This window comes from Alishewanella sp. d11 (assembly GCF_049390205.1).
Taxonomy (GTDB): Bacteria; Pseudomonadota; Gammaproteobacteria; order Enterobacterales; family Alteromonadaceae; genus Alishewanella.
In genome coordinates this window covers 14016-28762 of record NZ_CP186547.1, presented here as the reverse complement: position 1 = coordinate 28762, position 14747 = coordinate 14016, and the positions used below count along the sequence as shown (strand labels likewise).

The 14747-nt window shown below is 47.2% G+C and carries 8 protein-coding genes; 6 read left to right on the top strand and 2 right to left on the bottom strand.

From position 1 onward, the window contains the following. The first annotated feature begins 75 nt into the window (after positions 1-75). From ACO1PK_RS00095 to rlmC, 4 genes are all read left to right on the top strand, one after another. Positions 76-5934 (top strand): alpha-2-macroglobulin family protein, encoded by a 5859-nt coding sequence (locus tag ACO1PK_RS00095; RefSeq protein ID WP_423186663.1) that lies wholly within the window; start codon positions 76-78, stop codon positions 5932-5934. A 105-nt stretch (positions 5935-6039) separates the two neighbouring features. After that, a complete protein-coding gene (pbpC, locus tag ACO1PK_RS00090) occupies positions 6040-8337 on the top strand; it encodes a penicillin-binding protein 1C (RefSeq protein WP_423186662.1) in 2298 nt (765 codons plus the stop codon). Between the two features lie 107 nt (positions 8338-8444). Continuing rightward, on the top strand, positions 8445-9719 hold the full coding sequence (locus ACO1PK_RS00085) for an ectonucleotide pyrophosphatase/phosphodiesterase (RefSeq protein ID WP_423186661.1): 1275 nt from the start codon (positions 8445-8447) through the stop codon (positions 9717-9719). Between the two features lie 5 nt (positions 9720-9724). Further along, entirely contained in the window at positions 9725-10888 is a 1164-nt protein-coding gene (gene rlmC / locus ACO1PK_RS00080; RefSeq protein ID WP_423186660.1) for a 23S rRNA (uracil(747)-C(5))-methyltransferase RlmC, read from the top strand. 85 nt (positions 10889-10973) lie between these two features. Here the strand turns inward: rlmC and ACO1PK_RS00075 are convergent, their stop codons facing one another. Then, positions 10974-12515 carry a methyl-accepting chemotaxis protein gene (locus ACO1PK_RS00075; RefSeq protein WP_423186659.1) on the bottom strand — a complete coding sequence of 514 codons (1542 nt, stop codon included), beginning with the start codon at positions 12513-12515 and terminating at the stop codon, positions 10974-10976. Positions 12516-12734: 219 nt separating this feature from the next. On the opposite strand from ACO1PK_RS00075, the gene ACO1PK_RS00070 reads away from it, so the two are divergent. Next, positions 12735-13157, top strand: coding sequence for a YqaA family protein (locus ACO1PK_RS00070; protein WP_423186658.1), 423 nt, complete (start codon positions 12735-12737; stop codon positions 13155-13157). 80 nt (positions 13158-13237) lie between these two features. Further along, positions 13238-13630 (top strand): DUF2750 domain-containing protein, encoded by a 393-nt coding sequence (locus tag ACO1PK_RS00065; protein WP_423186657.1) that lies wholly within the window; start codon positions 13238-13240, stop codon positions 13628-13630. 70 nt (positions 13631-13700) lie between these two features. On the opposite strand, the gene ACO1PK_RS00060 is transcribed toward ACO1PK_RS00065, so the two are convergent. Beyond that, the gene (locus ACO1PK_RS00060; protein WP_423188245.1) at positions 13701-14681 is read right to left on the bottom strand and encodes a 2-hydroxyacid dehydrogenase; all 981 of its coding nucleotides are present in this window, start codon (positions 14679-14681) and stop codon (positions 13701-13703) included. Between the last annotated feature and the right edge of the window lie 66 nt (positions 14682-14747).

Here is a 14747-nt window from a genome sequence, read left to right as displayed (position 1 = left end):
ATCAGTTGTTAATGTTTTTCGGCTATACTAGCTTTGTTACGCTACCTTTTTGCTTAGCATAATCAAGGAAAGTTTATGTCTGCCGCGCCGTCTTTTTTCTCACGTATCTTTGGTCAACTAACTTGGTCAGCTCCCGCTTGGCTTACTACGCTTTTGCAGTATGCCCGTGTTAAGCCTATGGCTTTTGTGATTAACGCTGCTTTGGCAGTGTTGATTTTGGCTGCTAGTATTTGGGCCGTGCAGTATTTCCGGCAATTACCGGTTAGCCCCAAGGTTTATGCCGAGCTTACCCCGCCTGTACTGGGGGAATATCGTGAGGGTAAGGAGCAAGCCACGCCATTGACCTTGCGTTTTCATTATCCGCAGGATGACACACTAGTATTAGACAGCCAACCGACACCTCGGATAATGCCTGGATCTGAGCCTATTTTACCGGTTGGCCCCACCTCCTTTTTAAGTGCTGCTAAGCTGGCGTTAGTGGGGGAAAAGCTGCCGGTCGGCGAAACACTCAAACCTGCTATAAGTGGCAGTTGGCAATGGTTGGATGATAATACCTTGCAGTTTATTCCCGACAGCGCTTGGCCAGCTGGACAGAGCTATCAGGTTAATTTACCGAAAGACTGGTTTGCCGCAGGGCTGCCACTGGCCAGCCGCCGCTGGCAATTTGTTAGCCCAGAATTAACAGCACAGGTGCAAGATCTGCGATTACACCAAGATCCTGAGCAATTATCGGTGCGAAAGGTTCTGGCGACACTGGCTTTCAGTCATCCGGTGACTGAGCATAGTGTTCGAGCAGCCTTAACCCTGCGTTTGCCTGAGACCGGCGCGCGGGCTGGGGCGGTGACAAAACCTCTGTCCTACAGTTTGCAAGCGGCGGAGCAAGATCGCCTCTGGTATTTGCAAACCGAGGCCATCAGCTTACCTGAGCAAGAGCAGTTCTTAACCTTACAGTTAGCTGCTGGGGTATCCGCAGCTGAAGGAACAGGCAAGACGCTGACGGCGCAAGAGCAACAATTACGCATTCCTGATGGCGCGTCAGTGCTGCAAGTAAGTTCTACGCAAATACAGTTGGTCAGAAATAACCAAGAGGAGCCGGAGCAAGTCTTGCAATTAAGCCTGACTGAGCGGGTGCGTTATGCCGATTTAGCACAGCATCTGACCCTGTATTTACTGCCAGAAAAGGCCAATAAACGCAGTTGGAGCGCAGCAGAACTGACCACGGCCAATTTGCAGCAAGCTGCACAGTTAACCTATCAGCTTGCTCCCGGAGCTTTTGCCCACGCGCAAGATTTTGCCATTAAGCTGGACTTACCCGTGGGTCGGCAACTGGCGGTGGTGCTTGCTGCCGGTTTACCGGGGCTGGACCAGTATCAGCTAACTAAAACCTTTCAAAGTGTATTAAGCTTGCCCGAGTATCCAAAAGAAGCACGGATCAGTGGCGAGGGTGCCGTGTTGTTATTATCAGGAGAGCAAAAGTTACAATTGATCAGCCGCGGTGTACCCCAATTAAAAGTAAGGCTGGGTAAGGTTTTACCGCAACATTTAAATCATTTAATCAGCCAGACTGGCGGCGATATCAGTAATCCATTTTTCTACAATTATAGCTTTGGCCCAGAAAACTTAGCTGATATTACTGAACAGCTTCTCACTGCCAATACTAGTAAACCACAGCAAAACCAATTTTTAAGTCTGGATTTAAAACCGCATTTACAGCGTGCTGGGATGGGGGTGTATTTTATTGAGCTGTATCAGCATAACCCTGAATATCCAGATTGGCGCGGCGAGCTATTAGATAAGCGCCTAGTGATGGTGACTGATCTCGGGTTAATGGTAAAACATCACAACGACAGCAGCCAGCGGGTGTTTGTTATGTCGCTAGTAAGCGGCGAGCCGGTGGCAGGTGCTGAAGTGCAGCTACTAGGACGTAATGGTTTGCCGGTAATGACAGCGAAAACTGATGCGCAGGGGCAGGCACAACTTGGCGTAACTCAAGGCTTGCAGGGTGCGCAGCAACCTGTGGTGTATTTAGTGCGTTATGCAAAAAATGGCCAAACCGACAGTACTTTTATTCCCTATGATCGTTATAGCCGGCAGTTAGACTTCTCTCGCTTTGCCGTAGACGGGGAGTATCAATCCTCGCAGCCTGATCAGCTAAAAGCCTTCTTATTTAGTGATCGCGGTATTTATCGCCCTGGCGAGCTAGTGCGTCTTGCAAGTATCATCAGACGAAGCGATTTGGATCCGGTAAACGCAGCGAAACTATCTTTACAATTAACCGTCATTGGCCCTCGCGGCAATACTGTGCAGCAACAAAAATTTAGTTTAAGCGCACGCGGCCTGCAAACCTTTAGTCTGAATACCGAGCAATACAGTGAAACTGGCCAGTATACCGCGTCCATACAATTGCTTGATGCCAAAGGCCGAACCCAGCAGTATCTGGGTGAAGTGACTTTTATGGTAGAAGAGTTTTTACCCGATACCTTAAAAATTAGTAGCCAATTTAATCAGCAAGCTACAGGCTGGCTTACGCCGGAGGCGCTAGCCCTGAATGTGCAATTAGATAATTTATTTGGCAGTGCAGCACAGCAGCGCCGGGTAACAGCCCGCTATATGCTGATCCCCAGCGCCTTTCACTTTGCGCAGTACCCCGATTATCACTTTGGTTTAAAAAATGCCGATAATCTGGTGCGACAACGTGATAACTTAGCTGAGCAACAAACCGACAGCGCAGGACAAGTTAGCTTTGATTTGCCGTTACAGCGCTTTAGTGCCGGCCAGTGGCGTTTGCAACTTTATATAGATGGTTTTGATGGTGCGGGTGGCCGCGCGGTTCAGCATGGAAATGCCGCATTAGTTGCTGCTAGTCCGTTCTTAATTGGGGTAAAAGCCGACGGTGATTTGGGCTTTTTACAACAAGCCCAGCGTAGGCAAGTACACTTTATTGCCATTGATCAGCAGCTAGCATTGCAGCCACAAAACGCACTTACCCTTAAATTGGTGCAAAAAAACCCGCTCTCCAGCTTAGTGAAACAAGCTGATGGTAGCTTGCAATATCAAACAGTATTGCAGCAAAAAACCTTAAGTGAACAGCCGTTTGCCATACCAGAGCAAGGGATCCATTACTCTCTCAATACTGCCGAGCCGGGCGAATATCAGCTGCAGCTGCTTAATGCCGAGGGCGAGCTGTTAAGCCAAACCGACTATACCGTAGTGGGAACAGCCAATTTAACGGCAAAACTTGAGCAAAATGCGCAGTTGCAGCTAACCCTGAGTAAAACAGATTATGAGGTAGGCGAATGGCTAGAATTTAGTGTAACCGCGCCTTATACCGGTACTGGCTTAGTAACTATTGAAACCGATAAAGTTGAGGCCTTTAGCTGGTTTAAAGCTGATAGCAGCCATAGTGTGCAACGTATTCAAGTCCCTCAGGGCTTGCAGGGGAATGCCTATTTAAATGTCAGTTTTGTGCGTGCAGCCGGTGCACCAGAGTTATTGCTAAGCCCATTAAGTTATGCGGTGCAGCCCTTCAATATTGCTCGTTCAGCTCGAGAGTTAACGCTTAATCTGCAAGCACCAGAATTGGTGCGTCCTGGCAAAGACTTTTCAATCCAGCTTAATAGTAATCAGCCTGCAGACGTACTGCTGTATGGTGTGGATTTAGGCATTTTACAGGTAGCCGAATATGAATTACCGGATCCGTTGGGTTTCTTTTTACAAAAACGCGCACTACAAGTACGCAGTATGCAAATGCTAGACTTAGTATTGCCCGAGTTTAGCGCTTTGCAACGGCTTCGGGCTGGGATTGGCGGTGATCGCGAGCGGATGTTGGTTGCTGGCGCGATGCTGGATGCCAATTTAAACCCTTTTGCCAGACGTGTTGACCAACCGGGCGTTTTCTGGCTAGGCGTGGTGCAAACCGATAGTGAGGGGACTGTTCATCAAGCGCGCTTACCTGAAACCTTCACTGGTGCGGTAAAATTAATGGCGGTAGCGGTATCAGAGCAAGCGCTGGGCGCAACTAGTCAGGATCTGCGAGTTCGGGGGCCTTTTGTGTTGCAACCTGATGTATTAACGGCGGTTGCACCGGGCGATGAGTTTGAGATCAGCTTATCGGTTGCCAATATGCTCGAGGGATCGGGTGATGCACTCGGGTTAAGCGTGACGACCACCGTTAGCGACGGCTTAAGCTTAATGTCTGCGTCCAGCCAAAGTATTACCCTTGCAGAAGGGAGTGAACAGGCGTTGCGTATGCGCTTAAAAGCGGCCGATCTGCAAGGTGATGCTAAGCCAGGCGAAGCCAGTATTCGTTTTCAGGTGAGCACGGCCGATGGCCGTGAAAGTGCCAGTCGAGAGCTAAGTTTAAGTATTCGCCCAGCACAGCCTTATTTGCGCAAGCTCACTTTTGGTTATAGCGCCCGTGGCGAGCAAAGCATAGCTACGACGCCATTACTGCCCGTGTTAGCCGAACGGCAACTCACTGCGGGCAGCAGCCCATTATTATTGGTGGATAGGTTAAGCCATTATCTGGATACTTATCCGCATGGTTGTACCGAGCAAATGGTCAGTCAGGTCTTTCCTTGGATCCCGTTAGTGCAGCAACCTCATTTCCAAGCGCAATGGCCGCAATTAAACGAAAAATTTGCCAAGCTACTTCAGGTACTTGCCGAAAGGCAACAAAACGATGGCGGCTTTGCTTTTTGGCCTGGTCAAGTTCAAAGTGCGGATTTTCCTTCCGTTTATGTGACGCAATTTTTAATTGCAGCGGAGCAGCAAGGCTTTGCTGTACCGCATTATCTGCTGGACCGCGCGCTGGCGTATTTACGTGGTTTAACTCGGTTAGCTGGTGCCAGTTTGTATCAAGCTAGACTTCGCGCACAGGCGATTTATTTACTGAGCGTAAAAGGTGAGCAGGTTACGAATGCGCTAACCAGCTTACATGAACGGCTGGAGCAACAACATCAAAGCCGTTGGCAATCAGATATCACGGCAGTGTATATGGCTGCCAGCTATCAGCTGTTACAGCAGCCAGCACTGGCCGAGTCGTTAATTCGTAATTATCGAACCAATACCCAGTCGCAGTTAGCTCGGGAATATCAACCGCTAACCCCAGCGCTGCCGCCTTTTGCCAATACGCAGTTTCAATCGCAGTTTAATTTAGACAGTCAGTATTTGTATTTGTTGTCGCGGCATTTCCCAGAGCGAGCAAAACAGCTAAGTAGTGAGCAATTATTGGCACAGTTAAAGCCGCTGTTTGCTGGGGAATATCACACCCAAGCCGCCGCTTACAGTATTTTGGCGTTATCTGCTTATGGTGCTCTTACCGCAGAAGCCAATCAGGCCTTGCCGCAGTTATTGGCAGATGGGCAGCTGTTGGCATTAATCGATAATCTGCCCTATGCCAGCGCTAGAAGCCAAGAGGCACACAGCCAACTTGCTATAAAAGCCGATTTCCCGCTGTTTTACGCCTTGTCAGAGCAGGGCTATGCCGCAGCTCTCCCTACTCAGCCGATAGCGGAGGGACTGGAGTTGCAGCGGGATTATCTCGATGACGCAGGCAATAAAGTGACCCGTATGCAGCAAGGGCAAGTGCTGACAGTGCAGCTAAGGATCCGCAGTTTGGGCAAAGATACGGTACCAAACGTAGTCATCACCGACTTATTGCCTGCTGGCTTTGAAGTGGTGCGCAGTTCAGTTCCTAGGCAGACTGATCTATGGCGGGCCGATTATGTCGATATTCGTGAAGATCGTCTGATCTGGTACGGCAGTGTTAGTCCGCAAATCACCGAGCTAAGTTATCAGGTACGGGTGAGTGCAGCAGGTGAGTTTACGTTACCAGTAGCGGCTGCAGAGGCAATGTATGATAGCCGCATTCGCGCACAAACCGCTGCCGGTAAGCTAACAGTGGCAGCTTATCAGCTTACTGCAGCGGATTAATGTTGGATTTTGCTCTTGCAACTTTTCAAGCGCGTTAAAAATCGGTGGCTTAGGTCTTCCACCTGGTTTCTGCTGCCAGTATTAGCATTATGGCTTTGCTGGCTAATGATACCTTGGCTGACGCCCAAGCCTGATCTCTATCGTGACTTTGCGCAGAGTCAGGCGTTTTTTGCAGTTGGAGGCGAGTTGTTGGCGCTGCGTCCCGCTGCGGATGAGCGTTATCGCTTACGTTTAGCGCTAAGCGACATCGCACCTGCTATGCAACAAGCTACCTTACTTTACGAAGACCGACGCTTTTATCAGCACTTTGGCTTGGATTTTCCTGCGCTGGGACGGGCTTTTTGGCAAGGCGTGGTAAAAGGCGGGCGTCGGCAAGGCGCATCGACCATTAGTATGCAATTGGCTCGGCTGCATTATCGACTGAACAGCCAAAGTGTGGTGGGGAAGTTACAGCAAGTCTTGCTGGCACTCTATTTAGAGCGCCATTTAAGCAAGGCCGAATTATTAGAAGGCTATTTTAACTATGCCCCCTATGGCGCAAATGTAGAAAGTGTTGGTGCCGCTAGCTTAATCTATTTTGGTAAAACCGCATCTGAACTTAGTACCGCTGAAGCACTGACACTGGCCGTGATCCCACAAAACCCACTGCAACGTAATCCTGAGCGTCAGGCTAACCAACACAGCGCTCAACAGCAATTACAACAGGCACGTTTACGGTTATTGCAGATTTGGCAGCAAGTCTATCCTACCAGTGAGAGTGAGCAGCAGTTGTTAGCTTTGCCTTTACACTTTAAACGTCGCCGCGATTTACCCTTTGTCGCCCCACATTTTGTGCAGGCGTTAGCACGTCAGCAACCTGCAGGGCCGATATATAGTAGTTTAGATTGGCATTTACAGCATAAAGTCGAGCAACGGCTGCAGCAGTATTTACGCCAGCAACAACGCTTAGGACTTAATAATGCCAGTGTGCTAGTGGTGCATAGGCCTAGTATGCAAATTAAAGCCTACATTGGTGCTGCTGATTTTTTTAATAAGTCTATTGCTGGACAGGTCGATGGTACAGCCGCCGCGCGCTCCCCCGGTTCCGCGCTAAAGCCCTTTGTGTTTGCTCTGGCGCTGCAGCAAGGAGTGATACATCCCAAGAGTTTATTGAAAGATTTACCGCAGCGCTTTGGGCTCTTTAGTCCGGAAAATTTTGATCGCCGTTTTCGCGGGCCTATAACTGCCACTGAGGCCTTAGTGCAGAGCCGCAATGTGCCAGCGGTTACCCTGCAAGCGCAGCTGCAGCAACCGGATTTTTATCAGTGGCTGGCTGCGAATGAGGTGCCCTTAGCCCAAGCGGCGGATTATTATGGCCTAGCGCTGGCGCTAGGTGGGATGGAGTTGTCGATGCAGCAGTTAGTCGCACTCTATGCGATGTTGGGCAATCAAGGGCAATACCAACCCTTGCAGTGGCTCAGTGCGCAAGCGTCTGCAGCTGAGTCGAGCGTACATGTTGCTGTGCCTGTAAAAACAATATCTGAGGCGCAAGGCTTGAGTCCTGAAGCCGCTTTTTTAACATTACAAATGTTAGCCAGCCAACCCGGATTGCGTTCGCAGCGTTTTGCCGAGTTAGCGGCTGAGCCGAAAGTAGCTTGGAAAACGGGCACCTCTTATGCTTATCGCGATGCTTGGACACTTGGCTTATATGGTGATTATGTGCTGGCGGTGTGGTTAGGCAACTTTGATGGTAGCAGTAACCCGAATTTGATTGGTCGTAACGTGGCCGCCCCTTTGTTCTTTTCGCTTTTACCGCTACTAGGCGAGCAGCAGCAAGCTAACCAACAGTTGTTTGCACCAAGCGAGCAACTTAATTTGCGTCAGGTGGCACTGTGTCGGCAAAGCTATCAGTTACCCAATCAGTTTTGCCCAGCAACAGAGTCTGGCTGGGTGATCCCTGGCGTTTCGCCGGTAGCCGTGTCTGATCTGCACCGTCCGGTGCCGATTTATCGGCAGACGGGGTTACGCGCGTGTCAGCATCAACCACCGCTGACGGAGCTTGCGGTATTTGAATTTTGGCCTTCAGATATCGCCGCCTTGTACCAACAAGCAGGGATCCGTTTACGGCAACCACCTGTTTTTGCAGAAGCTTGCCAACAGCTAAGCCAAACGCAGGCCCAACCGCCGCAAATACTGTCACCGCAGCCGCATTTAACCTATTTACCGCAAGCTGGTCAGCCGCTTGCTTTACAAGCGCGTTTTGATGGCGCAGCCAAGCAGGGGTATTGGTTTGCCGATCAGCGCTATTTAGGTGCGGTAAAACCAGGCGAAACCTTATTTTGGCCTGCAACTACAGGGCGTTATCAGCTGAGTGTGCAAGATGATTTGGGCAGTGTGAGCGAAATTACGTTGAATGTGCAATAATATTGGGCAGAAAGGCATGAAGCTATAGGCAAAAAGCAGTAAAATCGTCTTCCAATTATTTTGCCGTTTTTTCAGAATTGCGGCCTAACGCGTGAGATCACATCCGCATGAGAATCTTTGCTCTTCTATTCACCGTATTTTTGTCAGCATTACTGGCGGCCTGTAGTAAAGCCCCTGTTACAGTTAACACTGAGGCTGCTGCTAAAAATCAGCATAGCTTAGTCATTATCTCGATTGATGGTCTACGTCACGATTACTTGCAGTTGCACCAGGCTCCAATGCTTACAGAGCTAGCTGCCGGTGGCGTGCATGTTAAACATTTACAACCGGTTTTTCCAAGTAAAACCTTTCCTAATCACTATTCACTGGTTACTGGCTTACATCCAGAAAAGCACGGCATCGTTGATAATTCAATGTATGATCCTGAGCATCAACGCCATTTTACGATGCGCATGAAAGAAGAAGTCGCTGATGGCTTTTGGTGGCAAGGTGAACCTATTTGGGTAACCGCAGAGTTACAAGGGCTGACTGCGGCAACCTATTTTTTTCCAGGTTCAGAAGCTGAAATAAAGGGGACTAGACCCACTTATTGGTTTCCTTATGAGCATGATACGCCCAATAGACAACGTACTGAGCAAGTTTTAGCTTGGTTAGCAATGCCAGCAACTGAGCGCCCAAAAATCATTACGCTGTATTTTAGTGATGTCGATAGTGCAGGCCATAATTACGGTCCTGCCTCAGCTGAAGTGGCCAAGGCATTGCAAGAGGTTGATGCTGAAGTAGCCTACTTAGTTAATACCCTTCGCCAGCGAGGTCAATTTGAACAGGTAAACCTAATGATCAGTTCAGATCACGGTATGGCAGAAGTCGATCAGCGTAAATATATGATTGCTGATGAATTATTTGATAGTAGTTTAGCGCAGACAGTACGCTTCTCACGGGAGATCATTAGTATCTTCCCTAAAGAAGGGGCTGAAGACACGATTTATCAGCAAATTGCTGAGCGTTTTAATCCCGAGCAGATGCGTTTATATCGCAAAGCTGAATTACCTGCGCGCTTTCATCACCAGCAGCATAGCCGTATTGCACCAATTATCTTGCTAGCAGAGCAGCCGTGGATTTTTGTGCGCAAAAGTTTATTACCGGGTTTAAAAGCTGATCCGTCGTTTTTACGTGCCAGAGGTAGCCATGGTTATGATAATGACGAACTGGCGATGCAAGGGATGCTGATTGCTTATGGTCCTGCGTTTAAACAAGCGACGGTGGTGCCAAAGCTTAGTATGGTCGATCTTTATAATGTGATGGCTGCGGCATTGGGCATAATCCCTGCGGCAAATGATGGTGATAAAGCCGTTTTACCTTTGATGTTAGCGCAGGATTAATCTGCATGCAGTGTGCGCATTTTGTTGCTGGCCGTTGTCAGTCTTGTCATTGGCTAGATAAACCTTATGCAACGCAATTGGCGTTAAAGCAACAGCAATTGCAGCTGTTGTTAGCGCCACTGCAACCCTTTCAGTTACTGCCAGCTATAGCGAGTGCGGAGCAGCAGTTTCGCTATAAAGCGAAAATGGTGGTGCTAGGCAGCACCGACATGCCATTATTAGGTATCGTTAATGCGCAAGGCGTTGCCTTAGATCTTGCCGATTGCCCTTTGTATCCTGCTACTTTTGTACCGGTGTTTCGGGCGATCAAAGACTTTATTAGACTAGCAAAACTGCAGCCTTATCAGGTGGCCGAGCGAAGCGGTGAGCTAAAATTTATTTTGCTTAGTCAAAGCCAACACAGTGGCCGCTTTATGCTACGTTTTGTGCTCAGATCGAAGAATTATTTGGCGGTTATTCAGAAATTTCTGCCTGATTTGTTAAGCCAAATACCCGAGCTGGAAGTGGTGAGTATTAATTTGCAGCCACAGCATGCCGCTTTGCTAGAAGGGCCGGAAGAGATTGTTTTAACCAATCGCACATTACTTCGCGAGCAACTTAATCAGGTACCACTGTATTTAACACCACAAAGCTTTTTTCAAACCAACCCAAGCGTAGCCGCAGCTTTATATGCTACAGCAGCGCAGTGGGCAGCAGATTTAGCGCAACAAGGTGAAACACTGGCTCAGCTTTGGGATTTATTTTGTGGGGTAGGTGGCTTCGGTTTACATGTGGCCAGCACTTTAAAGCAACAGACTCAGCAAGAGCCGGCTTTGCTAGGGATTGAAATTGCTGCTGCAGCCATTGCCAGTGCTACCCAAGCTGCGGCAGAGCTTGAATTAAGCCAAGTGCGTTTTCAAGCGCTTGATTCCGCGGCTTTTGCCAGTGCAGCGGCGCAAGCACCGGACTTATTGGTGGTCAACCCGCCAAGACGAGGTTTAGGCGCAGCCTTATGCGAAAGTATTAATCGTTTACAACCGCGCTGGCTGATTTATTCTAGCTGTAATCCAAATACCTTAGCCTCAGATTTACTGCAGTTACCGCAATACCAACTGCAAAAAGTACAGCTGTTTGATTTATTTGCCCACAGCAGCCATGCCGAGGTGCTTACTTTATTAAAGCGCAATTGAGGTAGCAGGCGCTTTAGAACCAAGTTGTGAAGCGCCTTGTTGTGGTTTCTTTTGCAAAGGATTTGTGACGGAGGCAATAAAGGCTTTAGCGTTTAAAACCAATCCGAAAACCACCCCAATGCTGGCCATCGACGTAAATGGGCACAGATAAATCATGCATGATTTCACCGGTGTCGCGTTTATAGGTTTGAAGCAGCATGGCTTCGGTATTGCTGCCACAGCGGCTACCGGTTCTATCGTTAAAAATCCGCTTGGTGCGGTTTTGTAGTAAATCTTTTTCATAATTACCGGTTAGCGGCTGGCTAAATTTACGATTATGGGTCGGAAAATAGCCTTTACGATCAACTGCACCAGCGTAGGTGATATTAGCATGGCGTTCTAAAATAGGTTCTTGTATGGCAGGAAAATGTTGGTCGGTAAAGTTATCATAGTCAGTTTTGTATTTAGGCGGATTGGTATTGGCAATCGGCTGGTATTTTTCACTAAATAATTTTTCGCGGCTCAAAGTGCCATTTTTAAGCGCCTGACTAAATAGCTTAGCAATTTCTTTTGCCGCTAATTGTGCTTCGGCCAAGATGGGTTGGTAAAAAGTATCAATTTGCTGTTTGCTAAGCTCTCGATAAATTGTTTCTGTTTCTACAGAGGCGTCAATCGATTGTGCTGCAATGCTTTGGCCTTTATGTTCTATGGCGTCTAGAGCCGTACTTATATTTTGGATAGCAGAGCTAATTTGGGTGCCGGTAAGTTCTAATCCTTGGCTCAATTGCTCAATTTGATTGAGAGCGTTGCTGGATTGATTAATCTCTTGAGTGATATAGTTTACGCCTGTAGCAACCTGTTTTAGTTCTTGTTGTACCTCTTGACTGGCATGTTCTAACTGTTGCATTAACGTGGCGGTATGTTCACTTTGCTTGCGAATATCACTGAGCATCACGCCAATATCTTTTGTGGCGCCAGCCGTTTTACCAGCTAGTGCTCTAACTTCTTCTGCTACTACGGCAAAACCGCGACCTTGTTCGCCAGCTCTGGCGGCTTCGATGGCGGCATTTAAAGCTAAAAGATTTGTTTGATCGGCGACACTATTGATCACTTCAGTAATGTGTTGGATTTTGTCTGCACTGCTGCGTAATGACTCTAACTCGGAGGCAGCATGACTGACTGCTGCCGCAAGTTTCTCAATTTTTACTACACCTGATTGCAAGCTACTATCGGCCTGCTGACTGGCGGTAGCAGCTTGATTAATCGTTTGATTGATAGTTTGAAAATTATGATTAAGCTGACTACTGGCGGTGGTTAAATCTTGCGTAGCATTGCCGATTTGTTGACTGTCCTCTCCGCTATGCTTGATATCTTTAATCAGAGCATCAATATAAAAAGAGACCTCAGCTGCCCCGATGGCCATTTTTGATGTCGCTGTGCTGATATTATTGAATACAGCATCATAATTTGTGCTTGGTACTGATGGCTGCTCGGTGATTGCTGTGTTAGGAAGAAAAAAGAGATAAGCCGCTACTGCTAAAAAACCTAAGCCAAGTGCCAGCGTTGTATTAAGAAGCCAGAAAACCAAGGTTTGTAAGCAGACTAAAGCTACTAAAAACAGTAGATGGCGAGAAACTGATGCTGACATAGCAACTCCAATTAAGTTTTTTCCAGATTCTAGAAAAATGTTAAGCTTGTCAAATACATTACTTAAGTTTACGACTAAAGTATTGAGTAAAATATTATCTGCTAAAAAAATCAATTATTAACAGATTAAGACTAGTATAGTTGGCTTTCAGTTACTATTAAGTTTGTAGTGTTAAAGTTTTCGCCATTTATTTCCCCCTGAAAACTGCAAAGGAACATTTTGGCTTATTTATCTTTATTTATTATCGGATTTGTTGCAGCAACCTTATTTCCGGCCTCTTCTGAGGTAGTATTATTAGCCTTGCTACAACAGGGTGAGCAACCTTTACTGTTGTGGCTAGCGGCAACTACAGGTAACACGCTTGGCTCTTGTGTTAATTGGTGGTTAGGTTGGCAATTACGGCGTTTTCAACATAAAAAGTGGTTTCCAGTTTCCGAAAAACAATTAGCCCGTGCTGAGCCGTTGTTTCTAAAATACGGTCGTTGGAGCTTATTATTATCTTGGCTACCCATAGTGGGTGATCCATTAACGATGATAGCCGGTGTGCTGAAAGTCCCCTTTCCCGTATTTTTAGTCTTGGTAGCAATCGGTAAAGGCCTGCGTTATGGCATTTTGATTTTGCTGGCATTGTCTTTTTTTTAAGACAGTTTCGCTTTTCTGATAGCATTATGGCAGCGAATCCGTCATCATTATGCGTATTATCGACTAGCTAGGAAAACATTATGGAATACCAATTATCGGCTGCAGAATTAGCGCGTATCACGGCTCTGGACGCTGAACAACGTTATGAATATTTTATTCAAGCGGTAGCGGATTTGCAGCAAATCTGGATCCTAACGGATGAAGAAGGTTTTGTATTGGTGAGTGCTGAAGATGAGCGTTGTATCCCAGTATGGCCGCACGCTGAGTTGGCTCAGCAATGGATTGAGGGTGAGTGGGAAAATTGCCAAGCTCAGGCCGTTGATTTAGATACTTGGTTAAACAAGTGGACGGAAGGCTTAAACGGTGACGAGTTGAGTATTGCGGTATTACCTGATGCAGAAGGCCCAGGCGTTGTGGTTGCACCAGATGAGCTGGCTGAGACCTTAGTGAATGAATTGAGTGATGAGGCTTAATTCGTAATAATGATAAAAAACGGCAGGTTATCCTGCCGTTTTTTATCATAAAATCAAAGTCTTGCCTGGATTAATTGACTAATTCATTACCACTTTTTTGGCCACCAGCAAAAGCGAGCAGATTATCACTGGTGATTTGACTAATTTGCTGCAAAGCTTCTTTAGTAAAAAATGCTTGATGACCAGTGATTAACACATTTGGGAAGGTGAGTAATCGTTTGAAAACCTCATCATCGATCATTTGCTCAGACAGATCTTCAAAGAAGATATCGGCTTCTTGCTCATACACATCTAAGCCTAAATAGCCAATTTTGCGACTTTTCAAACTGTTGATAACCGCTTTGGTATCAATTAAGGCGCCGCGGCTGGTATTAATCAGCATCACGCCATCTTTCATTTGTGCCAAACTTTGCTCATTGATTAAATGCTGAGTTTGCGGTGTTAGCGGGCAGTGTAGACTAATGATATCGCTCTGCTGATACAGTTGGTCTAAGCTGGTGTAATGCTCAGTTAGTTCTGAGTTTTGCTTGACATCGTAACACAGCAATTTACAGCCAAAGCCTTTAATGATGCGAGCCGTCGCTAAGCCAATCTGGCCGGTACCAATTAGGCCTACTGTTTTGCCATACATATTAAAGCCAAGTAAACCATCTAACGCGAAGTTATCATCGCGCACGCGATTAAAAGCTTTATGCAATTTACGGTTCAGTGTTAGCATCATCGCCAAGGTGTGTTCTGCCACCGCCTCAGGGGAGTAGCCAGGCACCCTAGCGACGCGAATACCTAATTCCTTTGCGGTATCCAGATCTACATTGTTAAAGCCCGCGCAGCGGAGCGCGATCATCTCAATGCCCAGCTCGGATAATTGTTTTAAAACGGGTGCTGACAAGTCATCATTAACAAAAGCACAGATTGCATGGCAACCTTGCGCAAGTTTTACGCTGTCTTGACTTAACCGGCTTTCAAAATAGCTAAATTTCAGGCTGCTATCTGCCCATTGGCCAAAGCCATCCTGATCATATTTTTTAGCACTGAATACAGCGACTCTCATCGGCAATCTCCCATCAAATTGCCGATAGCTTAACGTATTTTCTGTTGTCATAATTAGCGCCAGATC

Coding starts and splice junctions, on each gene's coding strand:
- ACO1PK_RS00095 (WP_423186663.1), top strand. CDS start 76: ATGTCTGCCGCGCCGTCTTTTTTCTCACGTATCTTTGGTCAACTAACT.
- pbpC (WP_423186662.1), top strand. CDS start 6,040: ATGATACCTTGGCTGACGCCCAAGCCTGATCTCTATCGTGACTTTGCG.
- ACO1PK_RS00085 (WP_423186661.1), top strand. CDS start 8,445: ATGAGAATCTTTGCTCTTCTATTCACCGTATTTTTGTCAGCATTACTG.
- rlmC (WP_423186660.1), top strand. CDS start 9,725: ATGCAGTGTGCGCATTTTGTTGCTGGCCGTTGTCAGTCTTGTCATTGG.
- ACO1PK_RS00075 (WP_423186659.1), bottom strand. CDS start 12,515: ATGTCAGCATCAGTTTCTCGCCATCTACTGTTTTTAGTAGCTTTAGTC.
- ACO1PK_RS00065 (WP_423186657.1), top strand. CDS start 13,238: ATGGAATACCAATTATCGGCTGCAGAATTAGCGCGTATCACGGCTCTG.
- ACO1PK_RS00060 (WP_423188245.1), bottom strand. CDS start 14,681: ATGAGAGTCGCTGTATTCAGTGCTAAAAAATATGATCAGGATGGCTTT.